This window comes from Streptomyces sp. NPDC041129 (genome assembly GCF_055592265.1).
Window position 1 is genome coordinate 227,932 of record NZ_JBVIYV010000001.1, and the last position, 18,388, is coordinate 246,319.

The 18,388-nt window shown below is 72.4% G+C and carries 16 protein-coding genes, 1 tRNA gene and 2 pseudogenes; 14 read left to right on the forward strand and 5 right to left on the reverse strand.

Annotation, left to right across the window (positions count from 1 at the left end):
- Positions 1–153: 153 nt before the first annotated feature.
- Together ACZ6B1_RS00950 and ACZ6B1_RS00955 are read right to left on the reverse strand one after the other, a co-directional pair.
- Entirely contained in the window at positions 154–2,031 is a 1,878-nt protein-coding gene (locus tag ACZ6B1_RS00950) for an exo-alpha-sialidase (protein WP_468773731.1), read from the reverse strand.
- A gap of 124 nt (positions 2,032–2,155) precedes the next feature.
- Complete coding sequence (locus ACZ6B1_RS00955) at positions 2,156–3,073, reverse strand: quinone oxidoreductase family protein (protein WP_468773733.1); 918 nt, start codon at positions 3,071–3,073, stop codon at positions 2,156–2,158.
- Between the two features lie 125 nt (positions 3,074–3,198).
- Here ACZ6B1_RS00955 and ACZ6B1_RS00960 point away from each other — a divergent pair, with 125 nt between their 5' ends.
- Both ACZ6B1_RS00960 and ACZ6B1_RS00965 read left to right on the forward strand, forming a co-directional pair.
- Positions 3,199–3,636, forward strand: coding sequence for a MarR family winged helix-turn-helix transcriptional regulator (locus ACZ6B1_RS00960; protein ID WP_390058101.1), 438 nt, complete (start codon positions 3,199–3,201; stop codon positions 3,634–3,636).
- Between the two features lie 19 nt (positions 3,637–3,655).
- A complete protein-coding gene (locus tag ACZ6B1_RS00965) occupies positions 3,656–4,183 on the forward strand; it encodes an isochorismatase family protein (protein WP_468773735.1) in 528 nt (175 codons plus the stop codon).
- A gap of 148 nt (positions 4,184–4,331) precedes the next feature.
- On the opposite strand, the gene fdhD is transcribed toward ACZ6B1_RS00965, so the two are convergent.
- Both fdhD and ACZ6B1_RS00975 read right to left on the reverse strand, forming a co-directional pair.
- Complete coding sequence (gene fdhD / locus ACZ6B1_RS00970) at positions 4,332–5,180, reverse strand: formate dehydrogenase accessory sulfurtransferase FdhD (protein ID WP_468773737.1); 849 nt, start codon at positions 5,178–5,180, stop codon at positions 4,332–4,334.
- 7 nt (positions 5,181–5,187) lie between these two features.
- Positions 5,188–5,898: pseudogene (locus ACZ6B1_RS00975) on the reverse strand (2Fe-2S iron-sulfur cluster-binding protein); the annotation flags it as partial.
- A gap of 10 nt (positions 5,899–5,908) precedes the next feature.
- On the opposite strand from ACZ6B1_RS00975, the gene ACZ6B1_RS00980 reads away from it, so the two are divergent.
- The 7 genes and pseudogenes from ACZ6B1_RS00980 to ACZ6B1_RS01010 all read left to right on the forward strand — a co-directional run bounded on the left by ACZ6B1_RS00980 (position 5,909) and on the right by ACZ6B1_RS01010 (position 11,013).
- Entirely contained in the window at positions 5,909–6,037 is a 129-nt protein-coding gene (locus ACZ6B1_RS00980; protein WP_468773739.1) for an MFS transporter small subunit, read from the forward strand.
- Positions 6,038–6,175: 138 nt separating this feature from the next.
- The gene (locus ACZ6B1_RS00985) at positions 6,176–7,123 is read left to right on the forward strand and encodes a beta-ketoacyl-ACP synthase III (protein WP_468773741.1); all 948 of its coding nucleotides are present in this window, start codon (positions 6,176–6,178) and stop codon (positions 7,121–7,123) included.
- Positions 7,124–7,260: 137 nt separating this feature from the next.
- Complete coding sequence (locus ACZ6B1_RS00990) at positions 7,261–7,938, forward strand: GntR family transcriptional regulator (protein ID WP_468775987.1); 678 nt, start codon at positions 7,261–7,263, stop codon at positions 7,936–7,938.
- A gap of 14 nt (positions 7,939–7,952) precedes the next feature.
- A pseudogene (locus ACZ6B1_RS00995) lies at positions 7,953–8,222 on the forward strand (succinate--CoA ligase subunit alpha); the annotation flags it as partial.
- A 246-nt stretch (positions 8,223–8,468) separates the two neighbouring features.
- Positions 8,469–10,010 carry an aldehyde dehydrogenase family protein gene (locus ACZ6B1_RS01000; RefSeq protein ID WP_468773743.1) on the forward strand — a complete coding sequence of 514 codons (1,542 nt, stop codon included), beginning with the start codon at positions 8,469–8,471 and terminating at the stop codon, positions 10,008–10,010.
- 175 nt (positions 10,011–10,185) lie between these two features.
- Positions 10,186–10,270: transfer RNA gene (locus tag ACZ6B1_RS01005), tRNA-Leu, on the forward strand.
- 137 nt (positions 10,271–10,407) lie between these two features.
- Positions 10,408–11,013 (forward strand): class I SAM-dependent methyltransferase, encoded by a 606-nt coding sequence (locus ACZ6B1_RS01010; RefSeq protein ID WP_468773745.1) that lies wholly within the window; start codon positions 10,408–10,410, stop codon positions 11,011–11,013.
- 58 nt (positions 11,014–11,071) lie between these two features.
- Here the strand turns inward: ACZ6B1_RS01010 and ACZ6B1_RS01015 are convergent, their stop codons facing one another.
- The gene (locus ACZ6B1_RS01015) at positions 11,072–11,824 is read right to left on the reverse strand and encodes a helix-turn-helix domain-containing protein (protein WP_468773747.1); all 753 of its coding nucleotides are present in this window, start codon (positions 11,822–11,824) and stop codon (positions 11,072–11,074) included.
- 244 nt (positions 11,825–12,068) lie between these two features.
- On the opposite strand from ACZ6B1_RS01015, the gene ACZ6B1_RS01020 reads away from it, so the two are divergent.
- From ACZ6B1_RS01020 to ACZ6B1_RS01040, 5 genes are all read left to right on the forward strand, one after another.
- On the forward strand, positions 12,069–12,737 hold the full coding sequence (locus ACZ6B1_RS01020) for a DUF4097 family beta strand repeat-containing protein (protein WP_468773749.1): 669 nt from the start codon (positions 12,069–12,071) through the stop codon (positions 12,735–12,737).
- Positions 12,738–12,768: 31 nt separating this feature from the next.
- Positions 12,769–13,731, forward strand: coding sequence for an ATP-binding cassette domain-containing protein (locus ACZ6B1_RS01025; protein ID WP_468773750.1), 963 nt, complete (start codon positions 12,769–12,771; stop codon positions 13,729–13,731).
- Positions 13,728–14,519: an ABC transporter permease gene (locus tag ACZ6B1_RS01030; RefSeq protein WP_468773752.1), complete on the forward strand. Its 792-nt coding sequence runs from the start codon at positions 13,728–13,730 to the stop codon at positions 14,517–14,519. Before ACZ6B1_RS01025 ends, ACZ6B1_RS01030 begins: the two co-directional genes overlap by 4 nt.
- 546 nt (positions 14,520–15,065) lie before the next feature.
- Positions 15,066–17,123, forward strand: a complete 2,058-nt coding sequence (fusA, locus tag ACZ6B1_RS01035; RefSeq protein ID WP_468773754.1) for an elongation factor G — start codon at positions 15,066–15,068, stop codon at positions 17,121–17,123.
- A 391-nt stretch (positions 17,124–17,514) separates the two neighbouring features.
- Positions 17,515–18,348, forward strand: coding sequence for a class II glutamine amidotransferase (locus ACZ6B1_RS01040; RefSeq protein ID WP_468773755.1), 834 nt, complete (start codon positions 17,515–17,517; stop codon positions 18,346–18,348).
- The last annotated feature ends 40 nt before the right edge of the window (positions 18,349–18,388 follow it).

The window sequence follows — 18,388 nt, forward strand, 5'->3', positions numbered from 1 at the left end:
ATGCCGGCAGCCGATCCGAAGTCCGTCGCCGACCGCGGATCCGGTGCCCGTCGTCAGCCGCGGGCTCCAGCGCCCGCCGCCAGCCGTGGACCCGGTGCCGCCGACGGCCGCAGGTCCGTTTCCCGTCGTCAGCCGTGGACCCGGTGCCCGTCGTCAGCCGCCGACCCGGTCCAGCGGCAGCCACAGCACGGTGTCCTTCGGGGACCGCAGCACCTTCGGGTCGGACAAATCCGGGTCGGACAGGGCGCGGTTCCAGACGCGCACCTCGTCGATCGCGCCGGTGAAGAAGGCGCGGCTGTCCATGCGCTGGCCGATGTGCACCCCGAAGGGGGAGTTGCGGCTGACCGAGCCCGGCACATCGGCGGCGGCCGTCCGCATGCCGTCGACGGACAGCGACAGCCCGCCGTCGCCCCGGCGCAGCACCGCGTGGTGCCACTGGCCGTCGTTGTACGCGGTCGCGGTGCGCACGTACGCGGTACGGGGCGCGGCCGCGCCGTCCCGCACCGTGATGAGGCCCTGCACCCTGCCGTTCGCCGGCTCGGCACGCAGCCACACCTGGGGCTGGCTGGTGCCGATGCCGCCCATCCACAGCAGCGGCTGCTCCCCGGCGGTCGCCGTGTAACGGAACCACAGTGACGCGGTGAAGTCCCCGGCGCCGAGCGGGAGCCCGGCGCGGAAGGGCAGGCGTACGGCGTCGTCGGTGCCGTCGAACCGGAGCGCACCGCCCGATACGCCGTCCGTGCTCCCGGCGCCGCCGAGCACCGCCGCGGGGCGGGCGTGCGGAGCCAGGTCGGCGGTCCGCGGATCCGGGCCACGGCGCGGGGCTAGCCAGTCCTCGGTGAAGCGGGCGAAGCGGATCTCGTCGCGCGCGTCGGCCGCCCCGCCCTCGTACAGCAGGCCCACCGAGTCACGTCCGGCCCGCACCAGGTCCGAGTAGCCGGACCAGTCCGTGGTGACGACGGTGCCGCGGTCCACGCTGTCCCAGGTCCGGCCGCCGTCGTACGAGGAACGGATCATCATCGTGCGGCGGCGGTCGGGATCGGCGGGGCAGGAGAGCAGGAGGCGGTCGCCCAGGCGCAGCACGGCGCCCTGCACCTGCGGCGTGTAGAGGTCCGGCAGGTCGTGAAAGGGCCCGGCGAAGCTGCCGCCGCCGTCCCGGCTGACGGCCTGGGTGCGGTGGCCGAGGTCGGTGCCGTCCTGTTCCCGGCCGCTGACCAGCACGGAGCCGTCCCGGCGCTCGGTGAGGGTCAGCTCGGAGGGCTTCTGCCGGAAGGTTCCGTCGGCGGCGATCGGCCAGGTGTCGGTGGCGCCGACGCGCCAGTGGCCGCCGTGGTCGTCGCTGACGACGAGCGCCGCGTGGTTGGCGGTGACCCGGCTGCCGTCCCAGGTCTCGGTGTTGACGCCGAACACCAGCCGGCCGGCGTACCGGCCGCGGGTCAGCTGGACGCCGTGCACGGGCCCGGTCGCGTACCAGGAGTTCCAGTCGGCGGGCAGGATCTCGGGGCTCAGGTCACGCGGCGGGGACCAGGTGAGGCCGTCGTCGTCGCTGTACTGCAGGTGCGGGGTGCGGTCGCAGGGCACGGCGCAGCCCGCGCTGTCGGTGCGGCCGGTGTTGTACGTCTCCGCGAGCCACACGCGGCCGGTGTCCCGGTCCACCACCGGTGCCGGGTTGCCGTGGGTGTCGCCGGCGCCTTCGTTGACCACCCGCAGCGGGCCCCAGGTGCGGCCGCCGTCGGTGGAACGCCTGAGCACGATGTCGATGTCGGCCGCGTCCCCGCAGTTGAGGACCCGGCCCTCGGCGAACGCCAGCAGCGAGCCGTCGGCGGTCCGCACGACCGCCGGGATGCGGAAGCAGGCGTAACCGGGGTCCTGCGCGGCCTTGAAGAGGATCTGCTGCTCGAACTCGGCCGATCCGGCGGTGGGTTGGGCCTGCGCCGGGTGGGAGTGGGCGAACGGCGCCACGAGCAGCGCGGCCGTGGTGACGGTGGTGGCCAGTGCGGATCTGAGACGGGCGCGGAGACCTGACGGCATGGTGGGGCCTGCCCTTCGTCGGCCGGACATTCGGACATCCCATGTCCAACGTGCGTCTTTTCGAAGGTAGTTGGGGCCCGGGCACCCCACAAGAAGCGTGCGCCACCGGAAGCCCGCGGTGCCGCTACGGCCGTAGGACGACCTTGCCGAGGTTGGCCCGTGCCGCGATCGTCTCGTGCGCCTTCGCCACGTCCTCCAGCGTGAACTCGCCGTGCACGGCGGGCTTGAGGGTGCCGTCGGAGAACAGCCGCCACAGCTCCCGCCGCCACCGCTCGTACAGCTCCGGCCGGCCGCCGGCGATCAGCGCCATCTGGAAGCCGATCACCGACTTGGCGCCGACCAGCAGGTCGTACGCCCGGATCGTGCCGCCGCCGGAGCTGTAGGCGACCAGCCGGCCGTGTGGGGCGAGCGCCGCGAGAGCGGGGCTGAGCAGGTCACCGCCGACCGCGTCCAGTACGCAGTCGTACGGCTCCCCCCACCGCTCGTCGCCGTACCGGACGCAGTCGTCCGCGCCGAGCGAGCGGACGAAGCCGGTCTTCGCCGGATCGGAGACGGCGCCCACCACCCGCCGCGCCCCCCGAACCCGCGCCAGCCGCACCGCGAGCTGCCCGACCCCGCTCGCCGCGGCCGTGACCAGCACCGCCTCACCGCGCATGGGCCCCGCCGCGTGCAGCGCGCCGAGGGCCACCAGCCCGCTGCGCACCAGCGCGACCGCGTCGACACAGGTCGCGCCGTCGGGGACGGGGGAGGCCATCGCCTCGCGCAGCAGGGCGAAGTCGGCGTAGCCGTGGCTGAAGCACAGCCCGGTCACCCGGTCGCCGGCCCGGAAGCGGCTCACGCCCTCGCCGACGGCCACCACCGTCCCGGCGATCTCGCCGCCCAGCGGCACCGGCTCGGCGGCCTCGGCCACCTTGCGGACGACGGGCAGCGTGACCCCGACCGCCTCGCAGCGCACCAGCAGCTCCCCGGCGCCGGGCTCGGGCACGGCGGCCTCCTCGATGAACAGCGGGCCGCCGGTGGATTCGTAGCGGACGCGACGCATCGCAGCCTCCAGACGCCGGGCACACCCCGGGCGGATCGTTGGGAACCCCCATGAATTCGTTGGCGGTCCCAACGGTACTGGAACGTTCGTTGGGAAGTCCAAGGGTTTCTGGCTAGGCTGCCGTCATGGCCGAAGCCCCCCTCCCCGCCATCCGCGCCCTGCCGAGCTGGGTCCTCGGCCGGGCCGCCGCCCGTGGCCGCGCCCTGGTCGCCGACGCCCTCGCGGCCGAGGGCATGAAGATGTGGCACCACGTGGTCCTCTCCGCCGTCCGCGACCTGGCGCCGGTCGCCCAGGCCGACCTCGGCCGCGGGGTCGGCCTCGACGCCAAGGACCTGGTCGGCGTCCTCAACGACCTGCAGTCCGCCGGTTTCGTCCTGCGGGCCCCCGACCCGAAGGACCGGCGCAAGAACGCCGTGTCCCTCACCGAGGACGGCGCCCGTCTGCTCGTCCGCTGCGAGAAGGCGGCCCGCGAGGCCAACGACGAACTGCTCGCCCCGCTGTCGACGACTGAACGCGATCAGTTCATGGGCCTGTTGATCCGGATTTCCGGCACCGTCGGCTGACGGCGGTTAACGTTCCGTCATGACCGCAGCTCCCGCGCTGGACCCCCGGCGCACCGCCCTCGTCCTCGTCGACCTGATGGATCGCGTCGTCGCGCTGCCCCTGGAGCCCCGCAAGGGCACCGAGGTGCTCACCACCGCCGAGGAACTGGCCGCCGCCTTCCGCGCGGCCGGGGCGCTCGTCGTGCTGATCCGGGTCGAACGCCCCGCGGTCGCCGAACAGCCGCCCGGCAGCGGTCTGGTGGCCGGGCTGCGCCGGGACGGCGACGTGGAGGTGGTCAAACGCACCCTCGGCGGCTTCCAGGGCACGGACCTCGACGAGCGGCTGCGTGAACGCGGCATCCGCACGCTGGTGTTCGGCGGCATCGCCACCAACCTCGGCGTCGAGTCCACCGCCCGCGCCGCCGCCGACCTCGGCTACGACCTGATCTTCGTCGAGGACGCCATGGCCGCGCTCACATCCCCCGAGCACGAGGCGTCGGTCCGGCTCGACTTCCCGCGGCTGGGCACCGTGGTCAAGGCGCGTGACCTGCGCCCCACGAGCGGCTGACCGGCCGGCCGACCGCGTCTCACGCGCGGCAGAGGCCGATCGTTCGCGTCTCCCGCGCGGCTGATCGGCCGGCCGATCAGCGGAGCCCCCGCGGCGCAGGGGGCGCTCCCCGCCGGCAGGGCCCCGCCGCCGTGCCGCGGGGAGCCGGTCAGCGCTGCGCGGCCGTAGCCGGCAGGGCGACGCGGTCCTCGCCCGCGTACACGTTCATCGAGCTGCCCCGCAGGAAGCCCACCAGGGTCAGGCCCGTCTCGGCGGCCAGGTCGACGGCCAGCGACGAGGGCGCCGACACGGCCGCGAGCACCGGGATGCCCGCCATCACGGCCTTCTGCGCCAGCTCGAACGAGGCGCGGCCCGAGACCAGCAGGATCGTGCGCGACAACGGCAGCCCGCTGTTCTGCAGCGCACGCCCGACCAGCTTGTCGACAGCGTTGTGCCGGCCCACGTCCTCCCGTACGTCCACCAGCTCCCCGTCCTCCCCGAACAGGGCCGCCGCGTGCAGGCCTCCGGTGCGGTCGAAGACCCGCTGGGCCGCCCGCAGCCGGTCGGGCAGGCCCGCCAGCAGCTCGGGGGTGACCCGGACCGGGGGAGTGTCGGCGATCGGCCAGCGCGTGGTGGTGCGGACGGCGTCCAGGCTGGCCTTGCCGCACAGCCCGCACGAGGAGGACGTGTACACGTTCCGCTCCAGGCTGAAGTCGGGCAGCGCCACGCCCGGGGCGGTCTTCACGTCGACCACGTTGTACGTGTTGGATCCGTCCGCGGTCGCCCCCGCGCAGTAGACGATGTTCAGCAGATCGGAGGCGGTGCCCAGCACGCCCTCGCTCACCAGGAACCCGGCCGCCAGCGCGAAGTCGTCGCCCGGTGTGCGCATGGTGATCGCGAGGGGCTTGCCGTTCAGCCGGATCTCCAGCGGTTCCTCGGCGACGAGCGTGTCCGGCCGGGTGGAGATCGCCCCGTCCCGGATGCGGAGGACCTTGCGGCGTTCCGTGACTCGTCCCATGTCCTGATCAGCCCCGGTTCTGTACGTGCTGGTAGCCGAAACGGCCCTTGATGCAGAGGGTGCCGTGGGTCACCGGGTTGTCGTGCGGTGAGGTGACCTTGACGATCTCATTGTCCTGCACATGGAGCGTGAGGTTGCAGCCCACTCCGCAGTGGGCGCACACCGTCGTCGTCTCCGTCTGCCCGGACTCGTCCCAGGTACCCGCCGCCCGCATGTCGAACTCCGACCTGAACGACAGTGCCCCGGTCGGGCGCACCTCGACGCGGTTCCCGCCGTACGCGCAGGCCGAGTCGGTCAGCGGCCGTCGTGCTCGACGGCGATCCGCGCGTCGAAGCCCCGGCCGGCGACCGCGATGGCGAAGGTGTTCTGCCACTGCTCCCCGCAGGCGTCGACGCACTTGTAGCACAGCACGCACTTGTCGTAGTCGCGCACGTACAGCTCGTTGCCGACCTCGGCTCCTCACCCAGCCGCGCGGCGTCGGGGCCGAACCGGTCCGGCTCCGCTCGTACTCCTTGATCCACTCGGCAGCCCCCGGGGTCGTCGACAGGTCGACCGAGGACGCGAGCAGCTCCAGGACGGTCTCGCGGCTGTGCCGGGCCCGTTCGGTGCCGGTGCGCACCTCCATCCCGGGTTCGGGCCGGCGGGAGCAGGTGGGGACGAGCGTCCGCGACCCCTCCACCTCCACCACGCACACCCGGCAGGCGTTCCCGGGCCTCATCACGACGTAGATGCCCAGCGACAGCAGCCCGCCTGACCGCCCGGGTCTGATCGTCCTCGCCTGGCTGTGGGTGGAGGCGCCACTCGCCTACGGGGTATACGAGCTGGTACGGAAGGCGACGCAGTTGTTCACGGGGTGAATGGTCGGGCGTCCGAGGGTGTGACGGAAGCCGACAACCCGGACGCCCGATTCCTGTGTCCTCGCCTGCCGCCGTACTGGCGGGTCACTGGCCAGACTGAGGGATCCCGCAACCCACGGCAACGAGGGGATCCCCGACATGCACGGCTCGCGCATCGCGGCCATCGGCCACTACCAGCCCGCCAGGGTGCTCACCAACGACGACCTGGCCGGCATGGTCGACACCAGCGACGAGTGGATCCGCGGCCGGGTGGGCATCCGGACCCGGCACATCGCGGGCCCCGACGAGCCGGTCGACGAACTCGCCGCGCACGCCGCCGCCAAGGCACTCGCCGCCGCCGGGCTCACGCCCGCCGACATCGACCTGGTGCTGGTGGCCACCTCCACCGCCATCGACCGCTCCCCGAACACCGCCGCCCGGGTGGCCGCCCGCCTCGGCATCCCGCGGCCGGCCGCCATGGACGTCAACGTCGTCTGCGCCGGGTTCACCCACGCCCTCGCCACCGCCGATCACACGGTACGGGCGGGCGCCGCGACCCGGGCGCTGGTGATCGGCGCCGACAAGATGTCCGAGGTCACCGACTGGAGCGACCGCAGTACCTGCGTGCTGGTGGGCGACGGGGCCGGGGCCGCCGTGGTCGAGGCGTGCGCGCCGGGCCAGCAGCCCGGCATCGGACCGGTGCTGTGGGGATCGGTACCGGAGATGGGCAACGCGGTGCGCATCGAGGGCACCCCGCCCCGGTTCGCGCAGGAGGGGCAGAGCGTCTACCGCTGGGCCACCACACAGCTCCCGCCCATCGCCCGGCGCGCCTGCGAGAGGGCCGGGATCGACCCCGCCGACCTCGCCGCGGTCGTCCTGCACCAGGCCAACCTGCGCATCATCGAGCCGCTCGCGCGGAAGCTGGGTGCCGTGAACGCGGTGGTCGCGCGCGATGTCACCGAGTCCGGAAACACCTCGGCGGCAAGCATCCCGCTCGCCCTTTCCAAGCTGCTGGAGCGGGGCGCGGTCCGCAGCGGCGACGCGGCCCTGCTGTTCGGCTTCGGCGGCAACCTGTCCTACGCGGGACAGGTCGTCCGGTGTCCGTGACGCACGCACCGGCGTGTGACGCGTTCGACTTTCAACTGCCCCTGGCCATTTGTGCACCGTAGACTGTAGACGATAGACAATTGATACTGGCTCCATTGGCGCACGGCTGTGCCGGCCTGCCGAGGAGGGGGACCGTGATGTTGTCGACCGGACTGCCGCAGGGAGCCGTACCCAAACTGGAGCGGCCCGGACCGCTGCGCGACCGCGTGTACGAGGCCCTGCTGGAACTCATCACCACCCGCGCCCTGCGGCCGGGCCAGCACCTGGTGGAGAGCGAACTCGCCGGACACCTCGGCGTCTCCCGCCAGCCGGTGCGCGAGGCGCTGCAACGGCTGAACACCGAGGGCTGGGTCGATCTGCGGCCGGCCCAGGGCGCGTTCGTGCACGAGCCGACCGAGGAGGAGGCCGACCAGCTCCTGACGGTCCGTACGCTCCTGGAGGCCGAGGCAGCCCGGCTCGCCGCCCTGAACGCCGACCAGACGGGCACCGACGCCCTCGAGGAGCTGTGCGCCCAGGGCGAGCGGGCCGTCACCGACGACGACGTGGACCGCGCGGTCGCCCTGAACGCCGCCTTCCACGCCAAGATCATGGACCTGGCCGGCAACACGGTCCTCGCCGAGCTCGCCGCCCAGGTCGACCGCCGGGTGCGGTGGTACTACACCCCGGTGGCCCGCCGGCGCGGCAGCCAGTCCTGGATCGAGCACCGCGAGCTGATCACCGCGATCACCGCCCACGACGCACCGCGCGCCGCCGACCTGATGCGGGAACACACCGAACACACCCGCCGCTCCTACCACGAGCGCGACACGACCTGACCGGGCCGGCCCCGCTCATCGGCGAGATCGGCGGCGACGCGGAGGAACGCGCGGCCGCGTACATCCGCGACCACGTCACCAAGCCCGTCGTCGGCTACATCGCCGGGTTCACCGCCCACGCGGACGCCGGCCGCACCATGGGCCACGCGGGCGCCATCGTCTCCGGCTCGGCCGGTACGGCCCGGGCGAAGAAGGCGGCCCTGGAAGCGGCCGGCGTCCGCGTGGGCGGCACCCCGACCGAGACGGCCCGGCTCGCCCGCGCCCTGCTGCGCGACGGCACGTGAGGTCACTCATAGTCGAGACGCGGTCACTGTCGCACATGTTGCCGCGACAGTAGCTTCCCTACTGTGCCCCGGCCCACGCGGTCTCTCCGCCGAAAGCCCCGGCGCCGCACGACGTCCTCCCCGCACGGCGGCGCGAGCCGTGCGGCCGGATCAGCCCCGTACCTCCCGCACGGCGGCGCGAGCCGTGCGGCCGGACCAGCCCCGTACCTCCCGCCCCCGACCGTGCACCGGAAGCGGAGCAACCGAATGGCACCCACCCTCACCCTCAAGAACGGCACTTCCTGGGCCGAGGCCTGGCAGCGCTGCCTCACCGCCGCCCCCGAGGCCTTCCGGGACGACCGCGTCCTCAACCTCTGGAACGCCGCCTGGCAGGCCGACGGCCGGGCGCTGCCCGCCATCAGCCCGGTCGACGGCAGCCCCATCGCCGGCCCTCCCCGGCTGGAGCGGGCCACCGCCCGCCAGGCCGTGGCCGCCTCCCTCGACCAGCACCGCGCCTGGCGGCACGTCCCGCTCGCCGAGCGCCGGGCGCGGGTCGCGGCCACCCTCGACGCCCTCACCGAGCACCGCGGACTTCTCGCCCTCCTCCTCGTCTGGGAGATCGGCAAGCCCTGGCGGCTCGCCAGGGCGGACGTGGACCGCGCCATCGACGGCGTCCGCTGGTACGCCGACGGCATCGAGCCGATGGTCGAAGGCCGGGCCCCGCTGGACGGCCCCGTCTCCAACATCGCGAGCTGGAACTACCCGATGAGCGTCCTCGTGCACGCCCTGCTCGTCCAGGCGCTCGCGGGCAACGCCGTCATCGCCAAGACCCCCACCGACGGCGGAGTCGCCTGCCTCACCCTGGCCTGCGCGCTCGCCGCCCGCGAGGGACTCCCCGTCACCCTGGTCAGCGGCAGCGGGGGAGAGCTGTCCCAGGCCCTCGTCCGGGCCCCCGAGATCGGCTGCGTCTCCTTCGTCGGCGGCCGCGACACGGGCGCCGCCGTCGCCACGGCCGTCGCCGACCTCGGCAAACGGCACATCCTCGAACAGGAGGGCCTGAACACCTGGGGCATCTGGAACTACTCGGACTGGGACGCGCTCACGGCCGTCGTCCCGAAACTCTTCGACTACGGCAAACAGCGCTGCACGGCCTACCCGCGCTTCGTGGTCCAGCGCGACTCCTTCGACGCCTTCCTCGCGGCCTACCTGCCGGCCGTCCGCAAGGTACGGGTCGGCCACCCCCTGGCGGTGGAGCGGGCGACCGACCCCTGCCCGGACCTCGACTTCGGCCCGCTGATCAACGCGGCCAAGGCCAAGGAGCTGCGCGACCAGGTCGCGGAGGCCGTCGACCGAGGCGCCGTCCCCCTGTACCGCGGCAAGGACACCGACGCCCGCTTCCTCCCCGGCCAGGACACCTCGGCCTACGTCCACCCGGTCACCCTGCTCAACCCGCCCCGCTCCTCCCCGCTCCACCACGCGGAACCCTTCGGCCCGGTCGACACGATCGTCCTGGTCGACACCGAGGCGGAACTGCTGGCCGCGATGAACGCGTCCAACGGCGCCCTCGTCGCCACCCTCGCCACGGACGACAGGGCCACCTTCGATCGGCTGGCCCCGCAGATCCGCGCCTTCAAGATCGGCCACGGCACACCCCGCTCCCGCGGCGACCGCGACGAACTCTTCGGCGGCTTCGGCGCCTCCTGGCGCGGCGCCTTCGTCGGCGGCGAACTCCTGGTCCGCGCCGTCACCCAGGGCCCGGCGGGCGAACGGCCGCCCGGCAACTTCCCGGAGTACCAGCTCATGCCCTGACGGACCGCCTCGCGTACCCGTTCGGTCACCGTCCGTACGCCCCGGCGGGCGGGTCCCACCAGGCTCCCCGCCCGCCGCCCACCACCCGGATACGCAGGTGAAACGCACTCCGAAGTCTTGGTATTGTTGTCCATGTCGCCGCGGGGAACACCCCCGGTCAGGCGGCAGACACCTTGTCCGGGTGGCGGAATGGCAGACGCGCTAGCTTGAGGTGCTAGTGCCCTTTATCGGGCGTGGGGGTTCAAGTCCCCCCTCGGACACTCACCGTGAGAGCACGGACATGAGGGCCACGACCTGCCGGGTCGCGGCCCTTGTCGCTTTTCGGGTGCGCCGGCGATGCTCGCGGAGCAGGCGGGCGCGTCTTCGCGCGGCACACGGCCCCCGTATCGTTGGCCTCATGAGCCGCTGGAAGGAGCTGACCGGGGAGACGTCCGGACAGGACTACGCCGCCCGGTTCGCGGCCCTGGCCCGCAGCGGGACGGACGTGCACGGTGAGGCCCGGTTCTGCGCCGCGCTGGTACCCGCCGGAGCGCGCGTGCTGGACGCCGGGTGCGGCACCGGACGTGTCATGATCCGCCTCGCGGAACTCGGGTACGACTGCGTAGGGGTCGATCTCGACGCGTCGATGCTGGCGGTGGCGCGGGAGCGGGCGCCGGGACTGCCCTGGTTCCAGGCCGACCTGACCCGGTTCGAGCCCGGCCTCCTCGGCATCGCGGCGGACTTCGATCTCGTGGTCGCCGCGGGCAACGTGTTCCCGTTCCTCGCGGCGGGCACCGAGGCCGCGGTGGTCGGGCGTCTGGCCGCGGCCCTGCGTCCGGGAGGCCTGATGGTCGCCGGCTTCGGCCTGGACGAGGCCCACCTGCCCGTTCCGCCCGGCATCACGCTGCCGGAGTACGACGACTGCTGCGCCGCGGCCGGCTTCACCCTCGTCGACCGCTTCGCCACCTGGGACGCGGACCCCTACGACGGCGGCGGCTATGCCGTCAGCGTCCACCGCCGGTGAGGAAACCTCTGCGGTCGCGGCCCTCGTTCCGCGTGCGTAAGCGGTCCGCGTCAGCCGCTCACTGATCCGCCTCCGGCCCGGCGGTGCCGGTCTCGGGTGTCTCGGGCTGGGCGTAGAGGATGTCGCGGGCCTGTTCCGCGGCGCGGGCCAGGCTCTCGCCGACGAAGTCGACGAAGCGGGCGATGTTCTCCAGGCGGGTGGCGGCCGGGGTGGCGGGGCCGAGGAGGGCGACGCCCCGGCGTGCGGTCTCGGCCAGCTCGGCGTTGGAGCGGGCGGCGGCGATCATGCCCTGGTACCAGACGTCGTTGTCGACTATGTAGCGCTCACGGCGGCGTTCGTCGCGTTCCCGGCGGATGAGGCCCTGGCTCTCGAGCTGGGTGATGGCCTTGGAGATCGATGCCGGGCTGACCTGGAGGTGCCGGGCGAGTTCCGACGCGGTGAGGCTGCCCGTGTCGTCGGTGTAGAGGCAGGTCAGCACCCGGGACATCATCTTCGGCAGGCCCTGCCGCATCAGGAGGGTGGTGAACGCCTCCTCGTACTCGCGCACCGCCTCGGCGTCGCGGCCGTGAGCCTGCGGGGCCGCCTTCGCATCCCGGGGGGTGGCCTGCCTGCGCCGGTGCGCGCGGTGTTCGGTCGCGCGGTGGGCGAGGTCGGCGCGGTAGGCGGTGGGGCCGCCGTTGCGCATCACCTCGCGGGTGATGGTCGAGGTCGGACGGTCGAGACGCCGTGCGATCTCCGCGTAGGCGAGCCCGTCGGCCAGTCCCAGCGAGATCTGCTGGCGCTCCTGCTGGGTGAGTCGGCCTCCCGGCATCAGGTCTCCTTCGTGTTCCGTGGTGTGTCCCACTATAGCGTTCACTCTTCCATCATTGCAACGCACTCCTCTGTTGCGTTGCGTTAGCGTCATAGCCGTTGCAACGAAATATGCCCTTTGGCCTGCGCTTACTGAATAGCAACGCAATAAGCATGTTGCCGAATTCGTGAACGCAACGTAGCTTTTACGTCGTCGGAAACAACGGGCCGCACGGGCCCGGCGACAACGGGAGAAGGAGCACACCATGCAGAAGTTCGACACCCCCTCCACCGTCTCCGCCGTCCTGGACATCCCCGCGGGGCACATCCGCTTCATCGCCGCCGACCGGACCGACACCACGGTGGAGGTACTGCCCGCCGACGCCACCAAGGGACGCGACGTGAAGGCGGCGGAGCGGATCGAGGTCGCCTACACCGAAGGCGTCCTGCGGATCGAGGCCCCGGCGGCCAGGAACCGGATCCTCGGCGACTCCGGATCCGTCGAGGTGACCGTCCAGCTGCCCGCCGGCTCCCGGGTCGAGGCGAAGGCGGCCCTCGCCGAACTCCGGGGCGTCGGACGCCTCGGTGACGTCGTCTTCGAGGGCGCGCAGGCCTCGGTCAAGCTCGACGAGACCGCCGGCGCCCGCCTCACCCTCCAGGCCGGCGATGTCGCGGTCGGCCGTCTGGGCGGCCCCGCCGAGATCAGCACCCAGAAGGGCGACATCAGCGTGGCCGAGGCCCAGCGCGGCGAGGTCACCCTGCGCACCCAGCACGGCGGGATCTCCATCGGCGCCGCCCGCGGAGTCTCCGCCTCCCTGGACGCCGGCACCGGCTACGGCCGGATCCACAACGCGCTGCGGAACGCCGACGGCGCCGCCGGCCTGACCATCCACGCCACCACCGCCTACGGCGACATCAGCGCCCGCAGCCTCTGAACCCACAGACATCGAACAAGGGGCACCTCTCATGACCGACCTGGCCATCGCGGCGAACGGACTACGCAAGACCTACGGCGACAAGACCGTCCTGGACGGCGTCGACCTGGCCGTACCGGAGGGAACGATCTTCTCCCTGCTCGGCCCGAACGGCGCCGGCAAGACCACCGCTGTCAACATCCTCTCCACCCTCATCTCGCCCGACCCCGACAGCGGCCCCGTCCGCGTCGGCGGTCACGACCTCGGCACGGCGGGGCAGGCCGTGCGCGCCGCGATCGGCGTCACCGGACAGTTCTCCGCCGTCGACGGACTGATCACCGGCGAGGAGAACATGCTCCTCATGGCGGACCTGAACCACCTCACCCGGCGCGAGGGGCGCCGGGTGACCGCCGAACTGCTGGAGCGCTTCGACCTCACCGACGCCGCGAAGAAGCCCGCCTCCACCTACTCCGGCGGCATGAAACGCCGACTCGACATCGCCATGACCCTGGTCGGCAGCCCCCGCATCATCTTCCTCGACGAGCCGACCACCGGCCTCGACCCGCGCTCCCGGCACAACATGTGGCAGATCATCCGCGAACTCGTCACCGGCGGAGTCACCGTCTTCCTCACCACCCAGTACCTGGAGGAGGCCGACGAACTCGCCGACCGCATCGCCGTCCTCCACGGCGGGAAGATCGCCGCCCAGGGCACCGCCGACGAACTCAAGCGCATCGTTCCCGGCGGTCACGTCCGGCTCCGCTTCACCGACCCCGCCGCCTACCAGAGCGCCGCCACCACCCTCCGCGAGGTCACCCGGGACGACCAGGCCCTCGCCCTGCACATCCCCAGCGACGGCAGCCAGCGCGCACTGCGCTCCATCCTCGACCAGTTGGACACGGCCGGATTCGAGGCCGACGAACTGACCGTGCACACCCCCGACCTCGACGACGTCTTCTTCGCCCTCACCGGGGGCGCCGCCATCCCGAACCAGCCCAAGGAGAACGCCCGATGAGCACCCTCGCCCTCGCCCTGCGCGACTCCTCCACCATGCTGCGCCGCAACCTCCTGCACGCCCGGCGCTACCCCTCCCTCACCCTGAACCTCCTGCTCACCCCGATCATGCTGCTGCTCCTGTTCGTCTACATCTTCGGCGACACCATGAGCGCGGGCATCGGCGGCGGCAGACCGGACCGCTCCGCCTACATCGCCTTCGTCGTCCCCGGCCTGCTGCTGATGACCATCGGCAGCACCGTGGTCGGCACCGCGGTCTCCGTCTGCAACGACATGACCGAGGGCATCATCGCCCGCTTCCGCACCATGGCGATCCACCGCGGCTCGGTGATCATCGGTCACGTCATCGGCAGCGTCCTGCAGTCCGTCATCAGCGTCGTCCTCGTCGGCGCCGTCGCCGTGGCCATCGGCTTCCGCTCCACCGACGCCACCCTCTGGGAATGGCTCGCGGCGTTCGGACTGCTCGTACTCTTCTCCACCGCGCTCACCTGGATCGCCGTCGGCATGGGCCTGATCAGCCCCAACGCCGAGGCGGCCGGCAACAACGCCATGCCGCTGATCCTGCTGCCGCTGCTGTCCAGCACCTTCGTCCCCATCGACGCCATGCCCGGCTGGTTCCAGCCCATCGCCCGGTACCAGCCCTTCACCCCCGCCATCGAAACCCTGCGCGGACTCCTCCTCGGCACCGAGATCGGCAACAACGGCTGGCTCGCCGTCGCCTGGTGCCTCGCCCTCGCCGTCCTCGGCTACCTCTGGTCCACCAAGAAGTTCAACCACGACCCCAAGTAACCGCCGTGACCCCGCGGGCCACACCCGCAACCCGTCCCACCCCAGGGCGGCGTACTTCGACAACCGTCGACGTACGCCGCCCCGTTCGTCTGCGCCCCCGACAGTTCCGCTCTTCCGCGCTTTCACGCACGCTGTAGCCGCGCCCCACCCGGCGTCGCCCGCCTCCGCCTTGACCGCGCCTGCCGCATCGAATATTCGCTACTCGCCGCCCGGTCTCTTTCCTAGACTCGGCATGCACCGCGCGCCCCACCGACACATCGGCGGCGCGATCTGTGCGTCCACTGAACCGTGATCACCGAGGGGAGCCCGGCCGTGCGTGACCGTACCGCCGTCGTCGTTCCCCCGTCGCGGTCCGAGGTGATCCTGGTGTCCTCGTCCGTCCGGTGCCCGCTGCGCGGCCGGTACCGGATGCCCGCGACGACCCACTGACCCGGTTCGACGACTCGTAGGCCGACAAGGCCGTTTCAGTTTCCCGGTGTCTGTTCGTCCGTCCTCGTCGGGGAAATCGCGCTGCCCTTTTCCTGATCCGCAGAAAGGCCACGGGCCGTGCGCACCAACCTCAGTACCCTCGCCGTCGTCCGCAACCTCGGCATCCTCGCCCACGTCGACGCCGGCAAGACCACCGTCACCGAGCGCGTCCTGTATGCGACGGGCACCACCCACAAGCGCGGCGAGGTGCACGACGGCACCACCGTCACCGACTTCGACCCGCAGGAACGCGACCGTGGCATCACCATCTTCGCCGCCGCCGTGAGCTGTGCCTGGGACGGTCACCGCATCAACCTCATCGACACCCCCGGCCACGTCGACTTCGCCGACGAGGTCGAGCGTTCGCTGCGCGTCCTCGACGGGGCGATCGCCGTGTTCGACGCCGTCGCCGGGGTCGAGCCGCAGAGCGAGTCGGTGTGGCGGCAGGCGGACCGGCACGGCGTCCCGAGGATCGCCTTCGTCAACAAGCTCGACCGCGCGGGCGCCGACCTCGACCGGGCCGTCGACTCGATCCGGGAACGGCTGCATCCTGCCCCGCTGGTCGTCCAGTTGCCGATCGGCGCCGAGGGCGGCTTCACCGGCGTGGTGGACCTGGTGCGGATGCGTTCCCTGGTATGGGCCGACGGCGAGAGTACGGCGCTGGAGGGTCCGGTGCCGGAGGCGCTGCGCGAGGAGGCGCTGCGACGGCGCCGGGCGCTGGAGGAGGCGGTCGCGGAGCTGCACCCCGCCGCCCTCGAGGAGTTCTGCGACCACGAGACCCTCTCCGCCGCCACCCTCGCCGCCACACTGCGCGACCTCACCCGCACCGGCGACGGCGTGGTCGTGCTGTGCGGCTCCGCCTATCGCAACCGAGGCATCGAACCGCTGCTGGACGCGGTGGTGGCCTACCTGCCGTCGCCGCTGGACGTACCCGCCGTACGCGGTGTGCACGAGGACACCGAGCAGCGGCGGGCCGCCGCCCCCGAAGCTCCGTTCGCCGCCCTCGCGTTCAAGGTGAACGCGGGCAGCACCGGACGCCTCACCTACGTACGCGTCTACTCGGGCGCCATCGCGAAGGGAGACACCGTGTGGGACCCGGGCACCGGCCGCACCGAGCGGGTGGCGCGGATCCTCAGGGTCATGGCGGACCGGCACGCCCAGCTGGACCGGGCGGTCGCCGGTGACATCGTCGCGCTGGCGGGCCTGAAGTCGGCGCGGCCCGGCTCGACCCTGTGCGATCCCGGCGCCCCGCTGCTGCTCGAACCGCCCGTGGCCGCCGAGCCCGTGGTGTCCGTGGCCGTGGAGGCACGGCGCGCCACGGACACCGGGAAGCTGGCGACGGCGCTGGCGCGGCTGGCGGAGGAGGATCCGTCCCTGGTGGTGCGCACCGACGGAGAGACCGGGCAGACGGTGCTGTCCGGGATGGGGGAACTGCACCTGGAGGTCGCGGTGGAGAAGGTCCGGCGCGACGGCGGACCCGAGGTCACGGTGGGCCGTCCGAGGGTCGCGCACCGGGAGACCGTCGTGCGCGGCGTGAGCGGTCATGTCCACCGGCACGTCAAACAGGACGGCGGCGCGGGCCAGTTCGCCCACGTCGTCCTGGACGTCGAGCCGCTCGGGACCGAAGTCGGCGCCACCGGCTTCGAGTTCCGGTCCGTCGTGGTCGGAGGGCGGGTGCCGCAGGAGTACGTGCGCGCGGTGGAGGCCGGCTGCCGGGACGCCCTGGCCGAGGGGCCGCTCGGCGGTCACCCGGTGACGGGGCTGCGGGTCACGCTGACCGACGGCTCCACCCATGTGAAGGACTCCTCCGACATGGCGTTCCGCACCGCCGGCCGGCTGGGTCTGCGCGCGGCGCTGAGCGCCTGCGCGATGACCTTGCTGGAGCCGGTCGCCGAGGTCACGGTCACCGTGCCGGAGGACGCGGTCGGCGGCGTCCTCGGCGACCTGGCCGCTCGGCGTGGCCGGGTCACCGGGTCCGGAAGGCGGGGCGGCGCGGCGGTGCTGACGGCCACGGTGCCACTGGCCGAGCTGTTCGGCTACGCGACCCGCCTGCGCAGCCGTACCCAGGGGCGGGGCACCTTCACCACGCGGGCGGCCGGTTACGCCCAGGCGCCGGTGAAGACGCCGGTCCGATAGCGGAGGCCCGGGCGGCCCGGGCTCCAAGCCGCGCGTAGACGCGGTCCCGAACAGGCCGCGCGCGGACCGCACGCGGGCCGCACCACGCATGAGCGCGAGGCGTGGTGCGGCCCGCACGAGTCCGGGAGCGTGGGGAGGAGCCCGGTCGGAGCCGGCAGGACGGAAAATCACCCTTGCCGGGCGATGCGGTCGCGCTCCGGGTCGGATGAGGTTAATGCCGGACACCCATCACCCGGCGGCCCGGAGGGGAAGGCGTGAGACGAGGATGACCGAGGACACGAGCCGAGGTACGACACGAGACGTGGCGCAAGGCATGGCGCTAGGCACGACACGAGGCACGAGGCGAAGCAGCACGCGTCATCGCCGCGACCGTGTACGGAGGGCGTGAGCCATGTGCCGTTGGCTTGCCTATTCGGGAACGCCCCTGATCCTCGAAGAGGTCCTGTACCGGCCGAAACACTCGCTGATCGACCAGAGCCTGCACGCCAAGATGGGCGTCGAGACGACCAACGGCGACGGCTTCGGCATCGGCTGGTACGAGGAGCACGCGCGTACACCGGCCGTGTTCCACGACGTCGGGCCGGCCTGGAGCAACCGGAACCTTCGCGAGATCGCGGGGCACGTCCGCGCACCCCTGTTCTTCGCCCACGTCCGGGCCTCCACCGGCACGGCCGTTCAGCAGACCAACTGCCACCCGTTCCGCTTCGACCGCTGGATCTGGATGCACAACGGCGCCATCGCCGGTTTCCACGCACTGCGCCGCGCCCTCCTCCTCGCCGTCGACCCGGCACTCTTTCCGTCGATCGAGGGCAGCACCGACTCGGAGGTGATGTTCTACCTGGCCCTCACGTTCGGTCTGGCCGACGATCCGGCCGGTGGTGTCGCCCGTATGGCCGGCTTCGTGGAACAGCTCGCCCGGGACCACGATCTCGCGCCGCCGCTGCAGATGACGATCGCGGTCGCCGACGGGGAACAGCTTCTGGCCTTCCGTTACGCCAGCGCGGGCACACCCAGGTCGCTGTACTACAGCAGCAGGGTGGAGGACATGCGGGCGCTGCACCCGGACACCGACTTCCTGCGGGCGGTGTCCGACGAGACCCGCCTGGTGGTGTCGGAACCCCTGGGCGATCTTCCCGGTGCCTGGAACGAGGTACCGGCGAACACCTACGGAGTCGTCCAGGAGGGCCACGACCGCCTCCGCGACTTCCAGCCCCAGGTTCCCTGACGGCAACCCACCACCCCCACCCGCACCCGCACCGGAACCG

Coding starts and splice junctions, on each gene's coding strand:
- ACZ6B1_RS00950 (WP_468773731.1), bottom strand. CDS start 2,031: ATGCCGTCAGGTCTCCGCGCCCGTCTCAGATCCGCACTGGCCACCACC.
- ACZ6B1_RS00955 (WP_468773733.1), bottom strand. CDS start 3,073: ATGCGTCGCGTCCGCTACGAATCCACCGGCGGCCCGCTGTTCATCGAG.
- ACZ6B1_RS00960 (WP_390058101.1), top strand. CDS start 3,199: ATGGCCGAAGCCCCCCTCCCCGCCATCCGCGCCCTGCCGAGCTGGGTC.
- ACZ6B1_RS00965 (WP_468773735.1), top strand. CDS start 3,656: ATGACCGCAGCTCCCGCGCTGGACCCCCGGCGCACCGCCCTCGTCCTC.
- fdhD (WP_468773737.1), bottom strand. CDS start 5,180: ATGGGACGAGTCACGGAACGCCGCAAGGTCCTCCGCATCCGGGACGGG.
- ACZ6B1_RS00980 (WP_468773739.1), top strand. CDS start 5,909: ATGCCCAGCGACAGCAGCCCGCCTGACCGCCCGGGTCTGATCGTCCTC.
- ACZ6B1_RS00985 (WP_468773741.1), top strand. CDS start 6,176: ATGCACGGCTCGCGCATCGCGGCCATCGGCCACTACCAGCCCGCCAGG.
- ACZ6B1_RS00990 (WP_468775987.1), top strand. CDS start 7,261: ATGTTGTCGACCGGACTGCCGCAGGGAGCCGTACCCAAACTGGAGCGG.
- ACZ6B1_RS01000 (WP_468773743.1), top strand. CDS start 8,469: ATGGCACCCACCCTCACCCTCAAGAACGGCACTTCCTGGGCCGAGGCC.
- ACZ6B1_RS01010 (WP_468773745.1), top strand. CDS start 10,408: ATGAGCCGCTGGAAGGAGCTGACCGGGGAGACGTCCGGACAGGACTAC.
- ACZ6B1_RS01015 (WP_468773747.1), bottom strand. CDS start 11,824: ATGCCGGGAGGCCGACTCACCCAGCAGGAGCGCCAGCAGATCTCGCTG.
- ACZ6B1_RS01020 (WP_468773749.1), top strand. CDS start 12,069: ATGCAGAAGTTCGACACCCCCTCCACCGTCTCCGCCGTCCTGGACATC.
- ACZ6B1_RS01025 (WP_468773750.1), top strand. CDS start 12,769: ATGACCGACCTGGCCATCGCGGCGAACGGACTACGCAAGACCTACGGC.
- ACZ6B1_RS01030 (WP_468773752.1), top strand. CDS start 13,728: ATGAGCACCCTCGCCCTCGCCCTGCGCGACTCCTCCACCATGCTGCGC.
- ACZ6B1_RS01040 (WP_468773755.1), top strand. CDS start 17,515: ATGTGCCGTTGGCTTGCCTATTCGGGAACGCCCCTGATCCTCGAAGAG.